The following is a 24,149-nucleotide window of genomic DNA, read 5'->3' on the forward strand; positions in this document are numbered from 1 at the left end:
GATTTGATAATTAAATAAACTATAAAAAACTAGAATTATTAAAAAATGAAAACACCTTATAAAAATATTTACACCCTATTAAAACAGAATCGGTTTATCGTATTGTCGGTGGTCATAGGAGCTGCTGTTACCGCAATTGTATCGGTATTTTTAGTAGTTCATATCTATAATAAATCTGTAAACAATGCCTTTATGGTAAATACCGATGGTCATGTAATTCCCTTACAGCTCGTTTCACAAAAAGAAAATTTAGAAGTAGAAGCCAAGGCACATTTAGAATTGTTCCATACCTATTTCTATAACATTGATGCTAGTAATTATGAAAATAACTTGTCAAAAGCATTATGGTTAGGTGACAGCACAGTAGATGCCATTTATAGACAAAAAAAGTCAGATGGTGTCTATAATCGTTTGTTGCAATATTCTTTGGTGCAACGTGTAATTAGTATTGAATCCAAAGTGAATTTAGAAAAAGAGCCGTATCGTTTTGAGTGTACAGTTTTTTTTAAAATCAATCGTGGAACTGTGGTTGATACTTATGAACTAATCACTACTGGGAGTTTAATTCATGTAGAACGGAATTTTCCAAATAATACGCATGGTTTATTAATCATCAACTTTTTTGAAAAGACGTTGAAAAAGAGCGAAGTATCCTATTAAAATAAAAACTATGAAAATTCAAAAAAAGAAAATTGTGTTTATCCTTATTCTTATATCTGTACTGTTGTATATCGTTGCATCTTCAATATCATTATTTAATAAAAATGAAGATATGGTCATAGAAAATAATGAAGTCCCTGTCCCAGAACTCAAAGACGAACAGAAACAATATAAATCAAAACTCGATGCTCTCAATGATTTAAAAGAAGTAAGACAAACCAATGCTCCAAGCATCTATGACGAACGATTGTTAGATTCCACAGGAACTTATGACCCCTATTTATTAGATAAAGATAAGCAACGGATCATTGATAGTATATATCGTAATGGGCAAATACAATATTCTCAAGAAAGGACTACTAAAATACAAACCATTAACAAAACAGTCGGTAGAACAAAAGATTCGTTAAAACAAATCCAAGCGGTATATGTTTCTGCAAAAAGGATGGGGTCAGAGCATGAGCAATTTTTTAAATCGGTTCCATCAAAAAACGAGAACTCAAAAAAGAAAGTAAATACTGATAAGGCCATTTATGTTGAAGTGGATGGCAATCAAGTGGTAAAAAAGAATTATCGCTTGCGGATGCGTTTAACTAAAGGTGCAATCATTAATGATAAGCTCATTCCTAAAAACACCCTTATTTATGGTTTCATAAAATTTCAGCCCAATAGAGCAATGATTGAAATAGAAAATTTCAACCACATACCCACCAAATTAAAAGCCTTTGATCTTCAGGATGGGAGTGAGGGGATTTATGTTGAAAATAGTTTTAGAGGTGAAATAGCGAAAGAAGTGGCGGGAGAACTTATAGACGAAGTAAATATTCCGGGGGTGCCACAATTAGGTGGTGTCACCAAAGTATTTCAACGCCATAATCGAAAAATAAAAGTAACCATTATTAATAATTATAAACTCATTCTAAAGCCTCGTTAAGCCTATAAAGGGCCTATAAAATATATTCAAATGAAAACATATATCACATTTATACTATTAGCATATTCAATTTCAATCACATCACAAGAATCTTTGGACACCATTTATGCCAACGATAAAAAAAGTGTAGCCCTATTTTTCCCAACACCTATTCGGCAAGGCATTACTGGCTCAAGGCATTTTGTATTTACTTATAACACTGAAACTGAACAATATTTGGGGTTATTACAGGCGAAGCCTGGAGCAACAAGTAATCTGTTGGTGATTGGAGATGACGGTTCTGTCTTCTCCTATATTATCTCCTATAATATTGATCTTCAAAAGCTGAATTATTTTATTCCGAAAACAAAAAGTATTGGGAATGAAATTCCGAAAAATGAGGAAAATAAAAACGATATGGTCAAAATAGATTCCTTGTCAAAATTTAAAGTCCTAGACCTTTATAGGTATCGCAAAGAATATTTTGAAAAATTTAGTGCTCATTTGTTGACTCAAAAGCATCCCGTTCAAAAAGTAAAACATGGTATAGCGATCATATTTTCTCTCAAAAAGTTGGTGTATGACCGTTCTGAAGTATATGCCGTTATTGAAATCAATAACAGGTCTGGCATTGATTTTGAGATAGATTATATCAATTTTTATAGTGTGAATACTAACAAAAGGAGAAAATCATCTTTTCAGAAATTACAATTAGAACCTATCTATACACATAACATTCCTGAAGTATTCATGAATGGAAAAACCAACAAGTTTGTTATTGTATTACCGAAATTCACTTTAGGAAGTTCTGAAAAATTATCTATTCAAATTAAAGAGAAAAATGGGAATAGGGAGATAAAGATGTAACCATATAAACACTCATTAATTTGTATTATTAAAAGCAAGGAATATGGTCTGTTTGTAACCTGTAACATTTGATTTGTTTAATAAAATTTCTAATTGTAATAATTGCCTGATATATTAAGCTCAATAGTATAAAAAATATGACGGCAGGAATTAGCGCATTTAAGTTTACATGACCCTCTGTCAATATAATTCCAACTTCTGAAACAATACCCCCTAAAATTAGGCTTGCAATTAGTCGTATCCACCATTTCTTAATTAGTATCATCGTTTATTTGAACTTTGGAGAACATTATGTATTTAATTCAAAAGCAGAGAGCTTCTTTTAGTTCAGCTTTAGATTTGTCAAATGATAAACTATCTGAAAATACAATTATTTCAAAAAACAGGAAAAACCCTCTTTAAAAAGGGGATTTTTCCTCTTGTTTTATAGTAAGTTAATACTTTAATTTTGATGTTGATAGTAAAAGGTAATGAAAGTACATTCCTTATTTAATATCATTATAATTCACTAAAAACATAGTAGTAATAAAAAAATTGAGCCATGGGATTTTTTTCTGGAATTAAAAAGATTGGTAAAGCTATTGTAAGCGGTATCGATAAAATAGTTAACATCGGGGGCGAAATCTTAGGCAGATTTATTGGGCTGCCAGGGTTTCTACTTGATCTATTCGTTCCTTGGCCTCGTAAAAAACTACGTTTGCGGATTCTTATTTTGCCGAATGAGGACGGAACCCCATTACACGCAACAAGAAACCTTGTACAAGAGGCCAGAGATGCGTATGATTTAGCAAGAACTATTTTTAAAAGAGAAGCAAATGTTAAGTTGATCTCCTATGGGAGCCATCCTAGAGTCGAAGTGTTAGATGTTAAACCTCCGAAAGCAGCTTTAGAACCAAGGTGTCGAAATCCATTTAGCGATGGGTTTGGCGAAGCAGCCTGGTTTTATCTTGCAAATAAGCAATATAGCGTTTCTACCATATTTCTAGGCAATGGTGCTCCAATCAGTGCTTTCATAGTACGAGCGATTGAAAATGACACTAAAGTTGGATGTTCACCAGGTGCAGTTTCTGATACTATTGTCGTTAGTTTACGTGGACTTACAATTCCAAATAGCGATGATGTAGGTCCAACCACCATAGCATCAACTACCTTAGCGCACGAAATAGGACACTCTTGTGGTCTGAATTATATGGCTTTTCAAGAGCATTCAGATAAGAAAAATAACTTAATGTTTCATAGTCAAGGTACTCGGGGTACAAATCTAAATAGGTTACAGGTTGCCGGACTAAGAAATTCTCGATTCGTTACGTATTTATGAAAACATCGTTTATTTGTACTTTTAATTGCGCTTTATAAATCATTTTGGTCTTAATTATTAAAAAAATGACCAATTAATTTCTTTTTTATCATTTAGGTTTTGATTCTAAAGTATTCATATGTTTTTCCTTATAAACTTTATTAAAGTTAGAGCGCGATAGCTCTTCGTATTTTAATTCTGTACTTATCTGCTTACTAATTTTATGTAATTCGATTGAATTACTGTTTCCAATTTTTTTATGTTTTGTGAAAATTATGTTTAGGTTATACATTTTAAACCTTTTTCTATAAGTTTCCTAATCTGACAACATAGATACAATGAATAATATATATTAATAAATATAAGAAATATTTTTGATATTCATTTTTCGCTACTTATAAAAGATTCATGTGTCCTTATGTTCTGTTGTCTTGATTTTTAGTGGAAATTAGTAAGATAATATCTATTTCTTTCAGTACCGTTTCATCCACTATGGTGTCTAAGTAATCTCTTAAAAAAACGCAAATCTTTGTTTTTTTAATTTCACACGTTTTTCCTCCTTTCGGGTAATCATGGAAATTTGAGCTATTGCTATTTTTTTTGAGTAGTACTTTTGTAAATGCACTACTCAAAACTCCAGTCCTCCAGTATCTAATATTTTTTCATATTTAATAATGAAGTACCTAGGTGAAATAAATAAAAGATTGGTATGTAGTCAAACCTATCTTTATATCAGCCAAATCGGATAATTGACTTATGACGGATGCTTTTTTACGCATTGAGCCATATTCTCATATTTTAAGGAAGTGATTTTAGTATGTTATTCGTTGGAATACTTTTTCAATTATAAAGACCTAACGAACAAATTAGGCGATAAAATTCAAAACTATCCAATCTTATTTTGATGATTTTAATCTAAAGACCTTCTATAGAGCTGTCGAGCCAAGATAATCTTTGGGTTATCCAATTTTTTAAGTAATTTTCTTCTGAATTGTAAGTTGTACCTACAAAATTATTAGGCCATACATAAGAACCTAAAATATTCCATTTAAAAAAATTTGCATTAATAGCTCCCGCTTTTGTCAAGGTAGTATTATATTCCTCTATTCTAGATAGAATGTAAGCATCAGAGAAAATACTTCCTCTCAAGTCATTCCACCGATTTTTTAATTGATTTACAAAATCGGCATCTTCGAGCAACCTTTTCCACCAAAAAGGTATTAAACGTGTGTCATTAGGGCATCTTTCATTAAACTTATATGCCCAAACATTAGTTTCTCCACCACCACAATAATCGGCGTTACCAAAGGCAAGGTTAAAATCCCATATAGGCCCCATTTTTAATTTTTTATTTTTATCCTTATGAATGTATGTACTTAAACGGTAGCCGTCCACATTATTAGATAATTCATTTAGTAAAAAGAAATCTATAAAACTAGAAATTTCAATGTACGCCTTGTAGCCAGAGATAGGGTCTGAAAAATCGTCTGAGATTAAGGCGCTTTCAAAATCTGAAATGTAGGTGGATATGTAGGTTTTTTGCTCGTATGTAATATCTTCGGCATCGGGATATTCAAATAGAAATTTTGTTTTTTGATTGTTTGTAGCATTTGGCGGATCAAAAGATGAAGTAAATGAATTTAAATCGTTGTAGCCATCTCCTAAATTTGTACCTGCTATTTTATCTATTTTTAGAATATAACCGCCTGTTACATCTTCACCAGAATTTTCATCTTCTTTTAATTTATTGATATCTATTCTGTTTTTATCCCTTTTTAGTTTTTCCATAAATACATATACGCCTTGATTTGTATTGTTAATTGACAATTCAACAAATTCCGTACGGCTTGCATACATATCAATATCTCGTGATAAATCATAGATTAACATGTTTCTTATTAATGATTTATCACTGTATGGTCCGTATAAAATCCAATCTTCTTCTTCAGGGAATTCTAATAATGATACATTGAGATCATCATTGTTTTCATCTCGAGTTTCAAAACCGTAAGATTTTTTTGGAAAAGATTGTGAAGAAGCCCCTCTAATTTCGATTCCTATGGCACCATCATATGATACAATTTCATTTTTTGAAATATTTATCTGAGCGTTGATTTTTGGCTCGTCTACAATTGTAGCATTTTTCGTATTTATTTCGATTTGAATTAAGCGATCCTCAGGATTTAGAATTGCTTCTGGTTCTATTTTTTCTGGGCTATTGTCGCAACTTGTCAAAGTTAGCAGCGTAATTAGTATAGATAATAATCTGAATTTCATAAATTAATTTTTAGTAGTGAACGATTTGTATTATTTTAAATAAGGTTTAAGATGTCTTCCTTCAATTTTACAAGGAAATGTGTTAGCACTTTTAATTTGAATTTTATCACCATTTTAAGTTTACATTAACGCCCTCAAAACTATTATTAAACGGTAACCATAGGGTATTTGTTTCTGTATCCCACTCTTTTTTAAAGCTAGTGATAAATTTTTGGTTAACATCAAAAAGGTTAATTTCACTGGGTTTTTTAGGTAACTGAATTCGCATAACATTATTGGTGTTTTTTGGACTTTTAAAAGTAAATGTATAATTGTTCTTAGTGGTTATTTCATTCGAAATTTGCGAATCTGAGGCAATTACTTGAGGGAGCTTTTTTTTATTTTTTGTTAAATCATATAGAAAACCTTGCTCTCCTGGTACGATAATTTTTTTGGAAAGCACCGGCAGTGTTGGATCAAATAAATCAATTACAGGTCCCATTATTTCACAAGATTTATTTGAGACGCTTTCGTCTAATACTGAGACTATCTTAAATGGACCACGCTCTAAATAAAGATTGTTTTTAAATTCTAAGTCTTTATTCATGTTGGCTTTTTTGTAGACAATATTTATCGTTTTTAAATAGCTTGTGTCATTTTCTTTTTCGATTACAAACTCTTTTGGGTTTTTTCTGATTATGTAAATTTGGCCTTTACCACATTGGTATACTCCATCATCTACATTTTCATCAATATCTAGTGACTTGAAGAGGTGTTCCGAAGGCCATTTGTATTTATTATCGCCATTATTCCACCATTCTGACACGGATTGGTAAGGATCATCATCATGACTCACATAAATTAACATACCTCCCTTAGCTACCCACTTTTTAAGTTCTTTGTGAACTTCTACATTGGTAGGTTTCATATTCGAATAACTCATAATTAATACTTTAATATTTTCTAAAGTGGTTTTATAACCAAGGTTTTCCATATGAACCGTCTGTACATGGTAGTGGCTTTTATTTCAATTTTTTGTGTGAAATATGAGTATACTTTAATGTTATGAAGTGTGTAGTTCTAATTCGAGTAAATCATTATGAAATTAATATATTGTATTAATAAAACGTTTTAGTCTACTAATAAAAATAAACCAGCATTTTAAATAAACACTGGTTATTTAACTTAAAATAATAATAAACTAATTATCAATATAGAGTCGCCATTCGCTAAACTGCATATTGTCACCATTCTTTAAAGCCATAACTGTAAAACGATAGAATTGGTATGCAATGGTGTTGGTGGCTAAAAATTCTTTAGTTTCATTTCTTCCTGCAAAATTTATATCAGTTCTAGTATCAATAACCGTCCAATTTACCCCATCTATAGAGGCTGATAATTCCCAATTTTTAGGATCTCTATCCGATGCGTCATTACCCGAGGTTATAGAATAAGAAGTTACTATTTGTTCTTCTGTCAATTCTTGCTGAACGTACCAACCGGAGGTCCACCCTCCAAGAAACATTTTTGTGTTCACATCACCATCAATTAGTTTTAATGAGCCTTCATTTGAATTAGCTCCATTTGAATGATCAGCACTCACCGTTAATGTTGCACCCCCTGTTACATCAATTGGGTCAAAATTTAGTAGTTCTAATCGTAATATTCTCCATTCACTAATTTGAATTAAGCTACTTCCATTGTTTTCAAGTACATTAATTTTATAGGTGGTATATGCCGTTGAGTTATCAAAATTAAATTCTTTTACTTCGTTTCTACCTGACCAACTCTGGTCTGTTCTTGTGTCAAGAACATCGAAATTAATACCGTCATTGGAACCAAGTAATTCCCATGTTTTCATATCTCTATTTGGGGCATCGTTACCTGAAGTAATAGTATATTTATTTACAACGGTTGCTGTGGTATAATTTAGTTGAAAATAGAATTCTTGAGGGAAACCTCCCGTTAAAAATTTAGTATTGTCATCGCCATCTACTAACTTTAAAGAGCCTTCATTAGCACCAGCACCACCATCATTATCTTTACTTACTATTAAAACGCCATTATCCGTAACATCTACAATTGTTGACGCCGGTTCAAACGGATATTCTAAATCAGGAAACTGTGCTTGTGCTTGTAATAATTGATTTGCAAATTCGTCTGACCATCCAAAAGCTGTTTCTGCTAATGGTTGTAAGTCTACACCAGTAGCTCCACTAAAAAAGTGAACCATTTGTCCAATATCTATGCTTCCAGCATAATCATTTCCATCGATTGGGTAATTTTGTGATAAAATTTTAAAAAAGTTACTCAAGGTTACACCCTGAGCATAGTCATTATAAATTGGTAAAAACCAATCTCTAAACCAGAAAGTACCCGCTTGTGGAAAATCTGCTTCATTTGCAGTAAAATTAGTGAGAACTCTTGAAGCATCATCTTCCATACCTAATTCAGTATATAGATCATAAGTAAAAATCTCAGCAAATTTATCTTGCCAAACAGCAGCTGCTGGCGATAAGTGGACACCATTAGCCGAATTTTCAACTACTTTACTCATTAATTGAACTGGGAGATCAATAGCGTTGCCAGTCATTGACTCAGTAGTAATGGGAAAATCAATAAGGCTTTTAGCTCCAGCGTCTTGATCAAAAATAGTTTTGTAAAAACTTGATCCTTCTTCTCCATGACCAATTACATATAGGGTATTACTATTTCCAAACTTGCCATATCTAGTACTTATATAGGACCATGAATCACTAAAAAAAGTTATTGGCCATTCGATATCTCTGTTTACTTCTGAATCAAAATAAATTCCAACATTAGTATCAAAATATTGTCTTGTAACACTTTCTGTATGTCCATTCCAATCTTCTGTTAATCCTCTAGCAGGAGATCCAGGAGGGTCATTGTTTACCACAGAATCAGGTAAACCATTAAGGTCTGCTAGTACATCTTCGGTGCAAGAGCTTAAAAAACTTGCAGTACAAACTAACACCATCAGTAATTTTATTGTATAATTTTTCATAATTAGTTATTTATTAGTATCGCTATAATTATAAGTTTTATTAATTATTTTAGACTTGGGTTTTTGCTATAGTTGTCCCATAATTGATCAATGCTCAGACCTGTATATTTTTCCCATAATTTTGGAGAATATTTATTAGACCTTAATTTATTATCCATTTTTACAACAATTTTTTTATCATAATTTTGGCTTATCCATACTAAAAATCTTGCTGTAATTCTATAACTGTTCTTATAGCTTTGATTTTTTGAAAACTCCGTTAAAGACCATTTTGCACTTTCATTATCAACGCCATATTTATATCTTACAAAATCAGCGATACCTTCAGTTAACCAGCCAGGGCCTGCACCATTAGGATAAGATTGTATTATATGCATAATTTCATGCGTCATTAAATCTAAATCTTTAGGTTTTTTATGAAGCCATTTAGAGCTTACAGTTACTCTTCCGTTATTTGCATAAGCAACTCCATCATATGCAGTATCAATTTTAACGGAAATATCCATTCTCGCATTTTTATTAAAATCTTTGACTAGTTTCGGATAGACTTTATAAATGATATTTTCAAATCCATCAATTATAGATAGAGATAAAGAAGTGTCTTCATTAATGATCGAAACTCTTGGCGTTTTAGTATTTGAATTTAAATCGCTCTGAGCACAAGTAGTATTAGGATTGAAGGTTAATACTAAACAGCTACATACAAATAATAAATTTCTTTTTACTTTTACCGTTAAAGCGTTTTTTTGAATAAATTTCATTTTAGATTGACTATTATTGGGTTGCAACATTTAAAACTTTTTTTACCAGCCTGTATTTTGAATTAAGGAAGTGTTACTATTCAATTCATCTTGGGGAATGGGCCATAGATAATCTTGCTGTCTAAAAACTCTTTCTTCAAATGTTACTACGTTGTAAAAATCATTTTCATTTCTTGCATTTATATCTAAACCATGTGTTGAACCAGCGAAAACTTCAGCTGCAATTTTCCATCTTCTAGCATCAAAATAACGTACGCTTTCAAAAGCAAGCTCAACCCTACGTTCTTTTCTAATAGCAATACGCAGAGCATCTTGACTGCTAGGTGCAGGTAAATCAATATCTCCATATTGGGGTATGCCAGCTCGTTCACGTATTAAATTCAAATATTTAAGAATATCGGCGTTTCCGGGTTCTATTTCATTTAAAGCTTCGGCATAATCTAAATAAATCTCTGCCAAACGAAACATTGGGAGGCTTCTACTGTTATTTCTTCTATCTCCAATAGGTAAGTTTTTACGCACTATGTAACCCGTTGGTGGATAGTCATTTGATCCGGCCTGTCTGCCAGAATTACCTCCATACCATGTTGTTGTGATGATATCACCGAAAAGACGATTAAAATATAAACTATTATTATAGGTAACTCCTACATAAAAACGTGGTTCTCTATTTGTCCATTGATTATAGGTGCTTCTTGCTGTAAAATCAAAAGGAGCCTTATAGTCTGAAAATCCACTTTCTTGATATCCCGATTGTGGATCATCTATTGATCTTCCGTTAGAGGTAAAATAAGAATCTACCATTTCTTGTGTTACACTTAGTCCACCAGCACCGCGTATTTCGGTAGCAGCTCCTAAGTGATAAGGACTAACATCATAATGATATGAATTACCGCCTTCAGGTAACGCATAAATGATTTCTTTATTCCAATCAACGGTCATTACATTTCGAGTAGATAAGTAAGGGTTATAAGAACCGTTATCATTAAATTCTTTATACAATGAGTAGGTATTAGGTACGTACTCACTTATAAATGCTGAAGCGGCATCTGCAGCGAGTCTCCATTTATTTACATCAAGACTTTGCGAAATAAGATTTTCACCTTCTAAATTTTTCAGATTGGCATAATCCGTATTTCCATTAAAAAGTGGACTTGCAGCAAAAAGCAATGTCTTTTGCTTTATAACTAATGCAAAAGGTCTGCTCATTCTTCCTGCATTACTGCCGGAAAACGATATGTTTTGAAGCGCTGTTGCAGCTTGGTCCAGTTCATTTGTAATGTATGTAACTACTTCATCAATAGAATTACGTTCTAAACCTAATTCTTCCAAATTGGCATCAGGTGAAACCGGATCGTTTGGCATTAAAATTATAGGCCCCCAGCTTCTCATTAAATTATAGTAGAAATAGGCACGTAAAACTCTGGCCTCAGCTGTATATTGATTTATAATGTCTGGACTACAATCTTGACATTGATTTATATTGGCTATTAAAGTGGATGCAGATCGTATGCCTCTGTAAAAGTTCGACCATAAATTGCTTACTTCTTGCGTAGTTGCATTCCAATCTCCAATATTTAAGAAATTACCCATGTGGAATCCCCAAACATATTCGGCCTCATCCGAACCACCCGTCCAAGGCCCTGAATTGTTTGAGGTTGTATAACGTTGTGCAAATTCACTCGGTATTTGTGAATAAGCGTTTGCTAAATATTTTTCTACCGTGGTTCTTCTAGAAAATGTTTCTTCAAATGTAAGTCTATCATCGGGTACTTGATCTAAATAATCTCCACTACATGATAAAAGCAAAGCTCCAATAAATATAAATATTATTTTTTTCATGTTTTTGTTTTTTCTTGTTATTGTGTTTTTCATTTTTTTAATAGTTCCCATTGATTAAAACATTACGTTTAAGCCTACGGATACCACTGAAATATTTGGATATGCCCCGCCATTTCCGGTGTTTAATTCCGGATCCCAAAGGTCAAATTTACTAAACGTTAATAGGTTGGTGCCTCTGATATAGAATCTAGTCGTATTAAATTTTAACTTATCAGACAATTTACTAGAAAGAGTATACCCTAATTCTGCAGTTTTTAAACGTAGAAAGTCAATATCCCTTAACCACCAAGTACTGTTTTGGGTGTTGTTGTTTTGGCCGATTCCAGACTCTCCATAAGATAATCTAGGATTTAATGCATAAGGATCATTGTTTTCTGGAGTCCATCTATCCACAGCTGTAGTATATAAGTTACCGGTGCCACCACCACCTATAAAAGGATGTACACCTGAGCCACCAATAAAACGATCTGATGAAGTTTGACCTTGAAAAAACATACTTGCATCAAAGCCTTTATATTTAGCTGTTAATCCAAATCCGTAGGTTAGGGCGGGTACGTCTCCATTTCCTATTTGCTTATTGTCAAAGGAATCAATTTTCCCGTCTCCATTTAAATCTTTATATTTAATATCTCCAGGCATTATTTGACCAAACTGTGTTGGGTATTCAATTCCATCATCAGGAGAAATGAAACCATCACCATTAACGTCATCTTCCAGCGTATATAAACGTTCAGCAATCAATCCGAAATTGGCTAATAATGGTGTGCCTATGCGATCTTGCCAAGGATATAATTGTTTAGGTTGACCATTTTCAATAATCTTATTTCGGTTGTAAGAAAATGTACTTCTAAAATCCAATCGGAATTCATTATATGATTGACCGAAGTTAAGCGATCCATCTACACCCTTGTTTTCAACGATACCCAAATTCCCAAACGGATCTCCTGTTAAACCAATATAATTAGGTACATCGCCTCTTCTTAAAAAAGAACCTACGGTTCTTTCTTTAAAGAAGTCTACAATTATTCTTAAGTTGTTATTTACTGCATTTATTTCGATACCAATATCTTGCTTACGAGCTTCTGCCCATGTAACATCTACGCCATAATAAGTTTCTCGAATACCTTCTGTGTATTGTCTGTTTTCGCCAAAATCATATCCGCTTTGTCCATCTTCAACCCTACTTAAATAGGCGAAACGACCGGCTCCTGATGAAGAACCGACTTTACCATCAGAATACCTGATCTTAAAAAAGTCAATATAATCCTTAACGGGTGCAAAGAATTTTTCGTTTGAAATAATCCAACCTGCAGCAAAAGAAGGGAAAAATCCGTAACGCTTCGTAGGGGCAAAATTTTCCGATCCGTTATATCCTGCATTGACTTCGAAAAAGTACTTATTGTCATAAGAGTACGTTCCTCTTATTGCTAAACCTTCATTTCTAAAAGGTATGGCATCCGTGAAATTCCCTGCAAAAGCATTGACATAATCGGTTCTGTTAAATAATAACAAACCGCTTACATCATGCTTGCCAAAGCTATTATTATAGTTAAATGAGGTTTCTAAATAAAATCTTCTGTTACCGCCGTTACTGTTAGAGTATCCTAAGTAATTTTGACCCGAATAGGTCTCGTTCAATAATAATTCACCATCATCTGTATAAGGAAAGTTTTGATCTACAAAATAAGTATTTTCTCTTTTGCCTCTTCTTGTATTTTGTTCATTATAGTTATCAAAAGCGAACATGGCCGTCCATGAAAGCCCTTCTGTTAATGTGCTCAATTCCTGATTAATTCTAAGATTTGAATACAATTGGTTTTTATTAATATTCTGATACCCTCTACGTGCAACATCTGCGTACGGATTTCTAAGTCCACCATTTGCACTTTTGCCAGGCACAAAACCACCTGGGTAAAGAATAGGGTATTCAACAGGCGGAGCTTCTAACGCTGCAGAAAATATTGTTCCAACACCTTCATTTGGGTAGTTACCTTCAGATACATATCCCTGAATACCTAGGTTTATTTTTGTGGTTTTGGTAATATCAACCGTTAAGTTTGTTGTAAAATTAAAACGCTTAAATTTAGTATCAGAGTCATATGTTTCTAACCCATCTGTTTTAAAAAGACCTTTTTCATCATAGTACCCTAGAGATACATAGTATAAAGCATCTTCTGCTCCTCCAGTAACATTAACTGATGCTTTTCGGTTACGACCAAAATCATTGAATACAGCACCCATCCAATCAACATTTGGGTATAATAATGGATCGAAATTAGAGGCCGTGCGATCAATATATTCTTGAGAATATTTTGGTTCTTGCCCACGTGTGGTTAATGCTTCATTAGCTAAATTCATATAGGTTATTCCGTCTGCCAATTCCGGAACTTTTGTAAACATAGTAATACCTTCATTATAATCAACGGACACTTCGGGCTTTCCAATTTTACCTTGCTTTGTTACTATTATAATAACTCCGTTAGCTCCACGAATACCATAAACGGCGGTTGCGGATGCATCCTTCAGTATTGAAAAGGAAGCAATGTCTCTCGGGTCTATATTGTCTAAAGAGCGTTCGACACCATCTATTAGGATCAATGGCCCCGCAGCACCAAAAGTAGAAATACCCCTAATCCACAAATCGGCTCCATCAAAGCCAGGTAGACCAGAACGCTGAACACCAGTAAGTCCGGCTACACGCCCTGCGAGCATGGTACCAAGATTCGCCACTGGCTGTTGTAATTCTGCCGTTCTAATAGTGGACTGTGCACCAACAACGCTTATTTTTTTTTGTGTACCATAAGCTACCATAACTACTTCGTCTAATGATTGTGGGTCACTTTCTAACTGAAGGTTTATTTCGGTTTGCATACCTACGCTAATTTCTTCAGATTTTAACCCAAGAAAAGAAAAAAGCAAAATAGAATTTTGAGAAGAAACTTTAATAGTATATTTTCCATCAAAATCTGTTACCGTTCCATTATTCGTGTTTTTTTCCATGACACTTGTTCCAGGTAAAGGAACACCATCGGCATCTTTTATGACGCCCGTTATGGTGATAGCATCCGCTTGCTGATAGAAGGCAAGTGCATTGGTTTGGTAAAAAAAAGTTAACGCTAGTATGATAAGGGTTTTAGCACATTGTAGTTTACCATTTTTTAATTGTAAAAAGACAAAATTATCCGTTTTTGTCAGTTTTGAGTGTATTAGTTTTTTCATTCAATGTTAAAGGTTTGTGATAGTTAACACTATGTTAAGAGATTGCTAACATACTAAAACGATTTAGTAAAAACAAATAATTTATTATTTTTTCTGATTGCGAAATTCATTTTTCACATAAAATCAGGGGTGTTATTTAATATTTTCACTAATTTTATTGTAATTTTTATGAATATTGTATTGTTGTGGATATTCATGTTCATGTGGTGCAGAGAATTTTAATATTTAATTAGGATATTTAAATAATTACATGCCCTATTATTCATTACCTTTTTTCTTTCAAGTAGGTAAATTATTTAATTCACTATTAGTAGATATAATTCACCTAATTTAACTATAATAAAGAACTTAAGACGTAAAGGAAATGTTGATAGAATGGTAATTTTTGCTAGTGGGATAGAAGTCCTAATGGTAGTCAGTTATAAGCTTTTGAAATAAGCTATTTCTATTGCTTAAAATGAAATTCCGTTACGACAATAAGTACAGAAATATTTTCGTTAAAATTTTTAAATTTTAATTTATTTTTCACCTCATTTCTTCTTAAATATGACAATTATATTTAGTGCTATTTACTAAATTTTTATGTAAGAAGGACTTAAACCAACTTCTTCTATTTATTTTACCATATTTTGTTTATATTGCTTGCTGTTAAGTGATAATTAGAGAAAATATGAAACTAGAGAAAAAATTGAAAATTCATTATAATTTTACTTTTAATAATTTAAATGGAACTTTAGTAAGTCTAGTTTAATGAAAAAGAGACGTCATTCGATTAAAGATATTGCTTCGGCAAATGGTGTGTCAGTCACTACAGTTTCTTTCGTACTCAACGGTAAGGCGAAAGAAATGAAAATATCAAAAACTGTTACTGAAAAAATATTAAAATATGTTAAAAAAATAAATTACAGACCCAATCAAATTGCACAAAGCTTAAGAACTGGAAAATCGAAAATTTTAGTTTTTATGGTCGAAGATTTTTACTTTTTCTTCGCAAAAATTGCATCAATTATAGAGGATTTAGCTCATGAAAAAGGCTATAAAGTTCTTTTTTGTACTAATGATAATGATGACAATAAATCATCTGAGCTTATTGAGTTATATAAAAATATAAAAGTCGATGGCTATATCATTATTCCCTCACCCGGATTAATGCCAAAAATAAAAGAACTTATTAATGAGGAGTACCCTGTGGTTCTTTTCGATCGCTATTTTTCAGAATTAGAGAGTAATTATGTTGGAGTAAATAACAAAATAGCTTCATATAATGCTACAAGGCACCTTATTTCTAATAACTATAAGAATATAGGCTTTATTACCACAGAAATTGAGCAGACACAAATGATAGATAGGCTTAAAGGCTATGAGGGAGCAATTAGTGATGCCGGACTTACACCATGGATAAAAAAGTTGCCCATTCTCGAATACAATATAACGAATAATATACTTGACGATTACATTCGGAGAATTATAGAAGAAACTCCAGAATTAGATGCCATTTATTTTTCTACAAATTATTTAGCTTTAAGTGGACTTCGTGTTCTTAAAAAGAATTTTCCTCAGTATATAGACAAGTTGGGAATCATAACTTTTGATGATCTTGATTTTTTTGAAATTTATACCCCATCCATATCGGCAGTATCTCAGCCATATTTGGAATTAGCTAAATGTATAATGGATTTAATGTTTAATACACTTAATTCTGAATTAAAAAACAAACCAGCAATTAAAATTGAATTAGAAGCCAATTTAAAAATTAGAGAATCTACTCGAGTAAGATGATATCCTTAAGTTTTACTTACCTATCTATAATCATCGATTGTTTAATTAGATACAGAAGTAAATAATCTTCAAATCCTTGTTAAAGAATATACATAACTAAATATGATATGCTTTTAATATTATAGATGTAAAAATTATTACGAATGTTAAGAATATGAATTATTAATTTAAATGAAGAACAAGCGCCAATCTATTAAAGATATTGCGAAAAAAATGGAAGTTTCAGTAACTACTGTTTCTTTTGTTTTAAACGGAAAAGCCGTAGAAAAAAAGATATCAAAAGCAGTCACCCAAAAGATAGTGGATTATGTTAAAAAAATAAATTATAAACCAAATCAAATTGCACAAAGTTTAAGAACGGGTAAGTCTAAGATTATTGTCTTCATGGTCGAGGATATTTCAAATTATTTTTTTGCTAAACTGGCAAGAATTATAGAAGATATAGCATACAAAAAGGGATATAAGGTGATCTTTTGTAGTAGTGAAAATAATGATGATAAATCTATAGAGCTTATAAATGTCTTTAAAGATAGACAAGTTGACGGGTATATTATCATACCTTCTCCTGGTATTAAGTCTAGCATAAAAGAACTTTTAGATGAAGGTATCCCAGTCATTCTTTTTGATAGATATTTTCCTGAATTAGATAGTAATTATTTAATAGTTAATAATAAAGAATCGTCTTACAACGCCACTAAACATCTTATAAATAATAAATTTAAAAGCATTGGTTTCATAACTACAGATGTCGAACAGACGCAAATGCTCGATAGATTAAAAGGGTATGAGGAAGCGATTACTGAAGCAGGATTGAAGAAATATGTTATAAGACTTCCACTAAAAAATTTGGACTTGACCAGTGGAGGTGGAGAGGAATTTATAAAAGAGTTTATGCAGAATACTCCTGAGTTGGATGCGATGTATTTTGCTACTAATTATTTGGCCTTAAGTGGTTTGCATGTTGTAAAGAAGTATTTCCCTAGACTTGTAAACGAATTAGGAATTCTTACTTTTGATGACCTTGATTTTTTTAAAATTTATACTCCAACAATTTCTGCAGTTTCCCAGCCTATTGATAAAATCGCTCAATCTCTCATGAACTTAATGCTGGTCTTACTTAAAAGCGATCAAAAACATGTTGCAAATACAAAAATTATATTAGAAACCAAGCTTGAAATAAGAAGTTCTTCCTTGTTAAAATAATTTATTCTTTGATGTTGGTAACCTCAAGATTATTTAATAATAAATCTTCATTTCTATAATTTTTTTATATTTTTGCTAAATCGTTTTACTAACATCATAAATCATCTCTATTAATGAAGAGTATAAGGGCTATTAGGAACTTATAATATCAAGTTAAAATGATTTTTTACTTAATTAAGTTAATTTTAATGATCGTAATTTATTTAAAGGGATCTTAATTTTATCAATCTATAATAGTATTAACAAGAATACGGTGAGTACTTGACTTTGGTAAAGATGAAGAATTCGCAATCAATGCCAATATTTTAATAGTTTGAAATTTTTAAGATAAAGGGAAATGAGAATGCCTGTTCTAATCAAAAGGATGGCAAGTTTGTTATATTTTTGATGTTCTTTAAATATTTGGAAATACAATTCTAGAGAAGAAATATCATTTTAGAATAATTATTTTTGATTGTGTTTCTACCATAAAATTACTTTGGTAGACTAAGTTTCATTGATCATGTCAATACTAATTGAATGAGAATTTTAAAGTTGTGTTGAAAGTAAGAAATGGGCTATTATTATGTGATAATATAATTAGTTAATTATAGAGCGTATTTTAATGAAGAATCGATGTGTTAAATGAAATTATGCTCATTAGGTATTACCATTTATGTTAGTATTTTTTGATAGCTAAATTGATTTATTAATAAGAAATATTTTTTAATGATTAAAACCGTTGGAGTTGATATAGGTGGAAGCCATATAACGAGTGCACTAGTAGATGATATTACTTCTAATATCGTTGCTGGAACTTATTTTAGAGGTACAGTAAATAGTAAAGCAAGTAAAGATTTAATTTTTAAAGACTGGTCAAGAGTCATTAATAAAACTCTACAGTCGATAAATTCTAATGAAACTATAGGTATTGGTTTTGCGATGCCTGGACCTTTTCAATATAAAACAGGAAAGGCTATGTTTGAAAAAAATGATAAGTATGAATCTCTTTATCAAGTTTCTATTATTGACGAGTTGGTTGATTATTTAGACTCAAAAAATGTGGTACTACGTTTTTTAAATGACGCCGCTTCATTTGGCGTAGGTGGAAAATTAACAAATGAATTTAATGATAAGAAAAGGGTAGTGGCTATTACAATTGGAACAGGTTTTGGAGCTTCTTTTTTAATTGATAATCTTCCTGTTTCAGATGATTATTCCGCTCCCGTTGATGGGTGTTTATGGAATAAAGAGTATAAAGATGGTATTTCTGATGATTATTTTTCTACACGTTGGTTTATCTCTCGATATTGTTTTTTATCTGGAAAATCGAATATATATGGGGTTAAAGATATTGTGAATATGAATGATAAATATACTGCTCAAGTTTTTGAAGAATTCTCTAATAATTTCAATAATTTTATGTTACCTTACCTTTTAGATTTTAAAGCTGATTTAGTATTGGTTGGTGGAAATATTACAAAATCACAGGAGTTGTTTCTTCCGATAGCTATTGAATTTTGGAAGAAAAATGGTGTAGATATACCTGTTAAAATAATTCAAAAATCAGAAGAAGCTAATTTAATAGGGGCTGCTTATCTTTTTAATGATGCTTTTTGGGGGCGAATTAAAGATGGATTACCTTCTGTATAATATTCCTAATCAATCTTGAGTGTAAAAAGTTATGTTTTAATGCTTATACTACTGATTTTTAGTCATAGGTAAAACTAAAAAGGTTGTATTTTGATTGATATATGTTTTTGGAAAGAAAGAGTGCTCTCATTGTACCCTTTTAGTTTTTATAAAAGTATCCTATTTATCACTATGAAGTTTAGGCGTTATGGTATTGTATTTTGCAGCAATAAGATTTATAAGAGAGCTTTTTTGAGGTTTTAACTGTTTGTGGAAAATGCCTTGTCATTTATGTCAGTTTATTCTCAAAGTAAGCAGTGTTTAAATACTATGGAAAGTGTTATTTTTTATAAAGGTATTTTTCCAATTCACTTCTAGGTAGAATGGGGTAGTTATGATCGTAAATTTGAGATAAATGGGACAAAGAGTAAATTAAAATGAATGGAAATAGCTCGATTTCACAACTTTTACTGGTCATGCAACATGAGAAGCCTACATGTTCACTTTAAAAAAGGGAGACATAGGAAATGTCATTCCTTATTATTTAACCTCAACAAACGATTGAAAGTTTTCAATATTATTTTTCAGTTACTTAACAATTTGTATTGGTTGTATGAAATAAAACAATTTGTTATTTTTTCAAAGAATTAATCCAAGCAGCTATTTTTAAAGCTTTCGATTTAGAAACATGTGGCATTGGTGCCATAGGTGTAGCATATTCTGGCCAGTTTTTTGGTTGTGGACTGTAAATCAATTCCACTATTTTCTCCTCGCTATATTTTCGTTTGGCAATTTCAGTAAAAGAAGGCCCCACAACTCTTTTAGTTTTATGATGGCAAGCAACACATGTGTTTTTTGTTAAAAGAGGAAGAACCTGCTTATCTGTCAAAACGGTGGTGGTTTTAGAAACTAACGTCTTTATTACTTTCGCTTTTTTTGTAGGAGCCGACCTTTTAGTTGAAAGCTCAGATAATTCTAACTTTTTACCGTCTGGGATTTTATTTAATGTATAGTAGAATGTAGGATGTAATGTTAATTGTTTTGATTCTTTTTGCTTAACACCATTTAAAGTGATTTCATGAACGTAATGTTGCCTTAAATTATCTGTAACAATACGCACTTTAAGTCCATCATCACTTACTTTTACACCTTTTATATTTATATTTTCTATATTTGTCTGAGGGCTTCCGTAGACAGCATGATACTTGTAGATATAGCTTTTGCCTTCGTAATGGTCTAAATTTTCAGCCATGCTTATGTCTACGGGTTTCGTAAATTCAATTTCAAAACCATCTGGCATAGCTTTTACCGTTTTCATTTCAAAAGGTATGCGTCCTGTCCATGTTAAAAATTGTAATCCTGAATTGGTGGTTCCTGCGGAGCCCCAACCTCTATTGGTTTCTCCTACAAATAGGTTCCCATTATTATCGAAGTCCATTCTCATAACGCCTGATTGAAATCCTGATTTAAAATCAAAAGCAACCCCTTGATATTCTCCTTTCACTTTTTCTAGAACTACGCGCATAATCTTGCTTTGTCCCATATCACCAATTAATACTTGACCACTAAAAGGTCCAAATTTTCCTTGGGTGTCATCTTTTTTGACTTCTGAAGTTGAGATTCCCAAAATACCATGAGGTAAAATGACTGCGGGCAATTGAAGTTGCGGAAAATGCTCCTTCATTTTATATTTAAAATCTGGATCTTTTTCATCCATAACATTTTCTGGTTTTACATATCTACCTTTCTTTTTCACTTGTCTTTTATCAATTTTACTGTAAAAATCGGTTTCAGTAAAATTAATAGGAGAACCTTCAAGTTCTGCCCATCTCAAACCAGCAGGATGCCCCGTAAACACTCCTTTTGGTAAATGCCAAAGGGCTCCAGAGCCCTGCCAATCGCCTTGGTTGTCTGTATAGAACAATTCATCGTCAATCAATCCATAACCGGCAGGGGAACGCATCCCTGTTGCCCAAGGCTCCAAGGCTCCATCTTCAGTTATTTTCATGGTCCAGCCTCTCCATGGTACACGGCTTTCGCCTCTCCACCATTCTTCCTTTCCGAACGCGACATTAGCTGTTACAAAAAAAGAATTATCAGGGGCCAAAACGGGGCCAAAAGAATATTCATGATAATGAGTAGAAAGTGGCCATGCATATATTGTTTGATACTCATCTGCAACCCTGTCACCATCAGTATCGATTAATTTAGTCAGCTCACCGCGTTGTGCTGTATATATAGCACCATTTTTATAGGCCAAACCTAGGGGTTCATGCAAACCTGATGCAAACTTTTTGAAAACTGCTCTACTTCCGTTTGCCATGGTAGGATTTTCAATTATCCATACATCCCCCCTTCTAGTACAAACCACAATGGAACCATCTGGCAATGATAAAACACCCCCACCTTCTATCTGTACGCCTTCTGGTGTGGGCACTGTTGTTATTTTGTAATAATCATCTTCTGTTAGTGCTTTTTGGGCAAAAGTCACTTGAACCAATGCTGCTATGGCCAGAAAAAATAATGTTTTCATATTTTTTTTGATTGTATAATTTTTCATATCGCTTACCAAATTATTTCGTATTTAACAGGACTTCCATCTACTTGTAAAACCAATTCAGTTTCTCCATCAACTTCTCTAATTATTGGTATTTGACCTGAAAGCATGTTTATATAATATTGTTTTCCACCAATAACATAAGCACCATCAGCAGCCTTTTCAATAGTGCCTGATGCCAATTTTAAGTACCAATTTGTCAATCCTGTTTTTGAAAAAATCACTTCTTGAATTAAGTAAGTATCTGTTGTATCTGGTATTATTTAATTTTCAATAGCAACACCATTATATTCACTTTTAAAAATTGGCAAACCATTTGCTTTATCAATTTTATACCCTTTTGATACAAAATTTGAAGCAACCCCTGTTCCTGGAAAAGGACTATTTACAGTTTCCAATTGCGCTATGGGTTGATTCAAAAACGTCCAATTAACTGCTCCTCGTGGATTGAACGAACCATTTCCTCTTTCATGCCACATAGGTGTTGCATCAACAAAATCTCCACGCCACATGCCGACTAGGTTTGCAGCACCTAGATCATAAATAAAATTCACACCTGTTGGCGTACCAACCCCAATGGTATGCGACAGTCTTTTTCCGTTTCCTTTAAAATCCACAAACGCTCTTAACATTCTTGGTGCTGCCTCTGCATCTACAAAAATGGGAGCTACGGTTGTAACACCTGAGGGGTAGGAATCCAAAACATGAAACTCCTTTATGTTGGTGGAAGCACTTTCTATGGTGAACCCTAATCTTGGAGATCTCCAAGCTGCCGATTTTATGTTGGTTATTTCAATAGTGTGGTTGCCTTTTGTTAGCATAACAGTTTCCCGTAAACCACTTTGTGAATCTGAAGAATTGTTTTTTGTCAATGTTTTACCATCCAATACCACTTTTAAACCTCCGGTATATCCAAATGACAAATCGTAAGTATCTGCCTCATTAATTTGAAGATTTCCTGAATATATAAGTCCGTATTCATCCTCTTTTCGTACAACGTTTATATCTATTTTTTCCGAAGTACCAGATTCCACTGCCATTTGATTCTCAAGGTCTTCTAATTGCTTGAAATTTCCTTTATAAACTCGATAGGACAATCTTGTCAATTCAGCTGAAGAATCTTTTAATAGTTGATATTTAAAATTACGAATGGCTACAGGCCCATGGTTTCCTTGAATCAGTAAAGGCCCTTTAGCTACTTCGTTTTTATCAATAGGTCCGCCAGTATAAGTAGGAACCTCAACATTGCTATGAATTCGAACCCCATTCAAATCTACAGAAATAAACTTTGCGTTTGAAATTTTTTGTCCAGCTTCATTAAAACGAGGTGCTTGAAAATTAACTTTTATCTTTTGCCACAGCCCGGGTGCTTTTGCAGCATTGCTCATTGGCGGAATGCCTCTAAATATTTTATCTGGTGCTGATTCCCAATTATTATGGAATCCTCCCATATCAGATCCTAATGGATTTTTGACATCCCAACTGTCCCTTAGCTGAAATTCATATCTTCCTTGAAAATAAATCCCTGAATTGGAACCTTTGGGAAGCAATACTTCCAATTCTAATTTCAAATCACCATGCTCCCAATTGGTCACAAGTGCATCATTTTTATTTTCATCATTGACATTTAAAATAATGCCAGTTCCTTCAGTAAACTCTATAGGTTTTAATGATGCTTTTTTTCTTTTTTTCTTTTTTCTTTTAGAAATATTTTCTTTAACTTCTTCATGGTGTGCATCAATATTTCTATTTACGGTTACTCCTCCCACAATTTGCCAGTTTCCAGCTTGTGATTTAAAATCATTTAAATTTTCAAGAGAAATTTGTTCTTGGGCAAATAAACTGCAACTGAAAAATATAAACAAAACAGATAATTTTATTTTCATGAAAGTTTTATTTAAATTGGATGTTTTATTCTTTTTTGATTTTGATATAAAACATGTCTAGAATGAATAGTAACATGCCGTGATGTATAAAAGGTTAACCACTTATTTTTAAACTATAATTGTCATCTACTTTAGAACGGACTTAATTTGTAAAAGTTAAGTTTATTAATAGTTGATATTGTTGTTGGGGTGTCATTTTTTTGATGATAAAACGCTGGTCAAATATGTTAAACTGAACAGTTTTAATTCCATGTATAATTGTAGGTATACGCT

16 protein-coding genes are annotated in these 24,149 nt (G+C 32.4%); 7 read left to right on the top strand and 9 right to left on the bottom strand.

Going from position 1 to position 24,149, the window contains the following annotated elements:
• Positions 1-45 precede the first annotated feature (45 nt).
• The 4 genes from FF125_RS02660 (at position 46) to FF125_RS02675 (ending at position 3,758) form a co-directional block, all read left to right on the top strand.
• Positions 46-660, top strand: a complete 615-nt coding sequence (locus tag FF125_RS02660; protein WP_138948326.1) for a conjugal transfer protein TraK — start codon at positions 46-48, stop codon at positions 658-660.
• 10 nt (positions 661-670) lie between these two features.
• Positions 671-1,594: a conjugative transposon protein TraM gene (gene traM / locus FF125_RS02665; RefSeq protein ID WP_138948327.1), complete on the top strand. Its 924-nt coding sequence runs from the start codon at positions 671-673 to the stop codon at positions 1,592-1,594.
• 30 nt (positions 1,595-1,624) lie between these two features.
• The gene (locus tag FF125_RS02670) at positions 1,625-2,440 is read left to right on the top strand and encodes a DUF4138 domain-containing protein (protein WP_138948328.1); all 816 of its coding nucleotides are present in this window, start codon (positions 1,625-1,627) and stop codon (positions 2,438-2,440) included.
• Between the two features lie 697 nt (positions 2,441-3,137).
• Positions 3,138-3,758 (top strand): M10 family metallopeptidase domain-containing protein, encoded by a 621-nt coding sequence (locus FF125_RS02675; protein ID WP_138948329.1) that lies wholly within the window; start codon positions 3,138-3,140, stop codon positions 3,756-3,758.
• 894 nt (positions 3,759-4,652) lie between these two features.
• Here FF125_RS02675 and FF125_RS02680 read toward each other — a convergent pair.
• From FF125_RS02680 to FF125_RS02705, 6 genes are all read right to left on the bottom strand, one after another.
• Positions 4,653-6,014, bottom strand: coding sequence for a CotH kinase family protein (locus tag FF125_RS02680; RefSeq protein WP_138948330.1), 1,362 nt, complete (start codon positions 6,012-6,014; stop codon positions 4,653-4,655).
• A 106-nt stretch (positions 6,015-6,120) separates the two neighbouring features.
• Complete coding sequence (locus FF125_RS02685) at positions 6,121-6,936, bottom strand: hypothetical protein (RefSeq protein WP_138948331.1); 816 nt, start codon at positions 6,934-6,936, stop codon at positions 6,121-6,123.
• Between the two features lie 258 nt (positions 6,937-7,194).
• Positions 7,195-9,018 (bottom strand): discoidin domain-containing protein, encoded by a 1,824-nt coding sequence (locus FF125_RS02690; RefSeq protein WP_138948332.1) that lies wholly within the window; start codon positions 9,016-9,018, stop codon positions 7,195-7,197.
• Between the two features lie 44 nt (positions 9,019-9,062).
• Positions 9,063-9,809: a basic secretory family protein gene (locus tag FF125_RS02695; RefSeq protein ID WP_250629665.1), complete on the bottom strand. Its 747-nt coding sequence runs from the start codon at positions 9,807-9,809 to the stop codon at positions 9,063-9,065.
• A 12-nt stretch (positions 9,810-9,821) separates the two neighbouring features.
• Positions 9,822-11,621, bottom strand: coding sequence for a RagB/SusD family nutrient uptake outer membrane protein (locus FF125_RS02700; protein ID WP_138948334.1), 1,800 nt, complete (start codon positions 11,619-11,621; stop codon positions 9,822-9,824).
• Positions 11,622-11,675: 54 nt separating this feature from the next.
• Positions 11,676-14,840, bottom strand: coding sequence for a SusC/RagA family TonB-linked outer membrane protein (locus tag FF125_RS02705; protein ID WP_138948335.1), 3,165 nt, complete (start codon positions 14,838-14,840; stop codon positions 11,676-11,678).
• 750 nt (positions 14,841-15,590) lie between these two features.
• On the opposite strand from FF125_RS02705, the gene FF125_RS02710 reads away from it, so the two are divergent.
• The 3 genes from FF125_RS02710 (at position 15,591) to FF125_RS02720 (ending at position 19,454) form a co-directional block, all read left to right on the top strand.
• Complete coding sequence (locus tag FF125_RS02710; protein WP_138948336.1) at positions 15,591-16,619, top strand: LacI family DNA-binding transcriptional regulator; 1,029 nt, start codon at positions 15,591-15,593, stop codon at positions 16,617-16,619.
• 171 nt (positions 16,620-16,790) lie between these two features.
• A complete protein-coding gene (locus tag FF125_RS02715) occupies positions 16,791-17,822 on the top strand; it encodes a LacI family DNA-binding transcriptional regulator (protein WP_138948337.1) in 1,032 nt (343 codons plus the stop codon).
• Positions 17,823-18,530: 708 nt separating this feature from the next.
• Positions 18,531-19,454 (top strand): ROK family protein, encoded by a 924-nt coding sequence (locus tag FF125_RS02720; RefSeq protein ID WP_138948338.1) that lies wholly within the window; start codon positions 18,531-18,533, stop codon positions 19,452-19,454.
• A gap of 610 nt (positions 19,455-20,064) precedes the next feature.
• Here the strand turns inward: FF125_RS02720 and FF125_RS02725 are convergent.
• Genes FF125_RS02725 through FF125_RS02735 form a run of 3 tightly spaced genes read right to left on the bottom strand, consistent with a single transcriptional unit; the run spans position 20,065 to position 23,876 of the window.
• Positions 20,065-21,966, bottom strand: a complete 1,902-nt coding sequence (locus tag FF125_RS02725; protein ID WP_138948339.1) for a hypothetical protein — start codon at positions 21,964-21,966, stop codon at positions 20,065-20,067.
• A 32-nt stretch (positions 21,967-21,998) separates the two neighbouring features.
• Positions 21,999-22,214 carry a hypothetical protein gene (locus FF125_RS02730; protein ID WP_138948340.1) on the bottom strand — a complete coding sequence of 72 codons (216 nt, stop codon included), beginning with the start codon at positions 22,212-22,214 and terminating at the stop codon, positions 21,999-22,001.
• 39 nt (positions 22,215-22,253) lie between these two features.
• A complete protein-coding gene (locus tag FF125_RS02735; protein WP_138948341.1) occupies positions 22,254-23,876 on the bottom strand; it encodes a family 16 glycoside hydrolase in 1,623 nt (540 codons plus the stop codon).
• Positions 23,877-24,149 lie beyond the last annotated feature (273 nt).

This window comes from Aureibaculum algae, assembly GCF_006065315.1.
Taxonomy (GTDB): Bacteria; Bacteroidota; Bacteroidia; order Flavobacteriales; family Flavobacteriaceae; genus Aureibaculum; species Aureibaculum algae.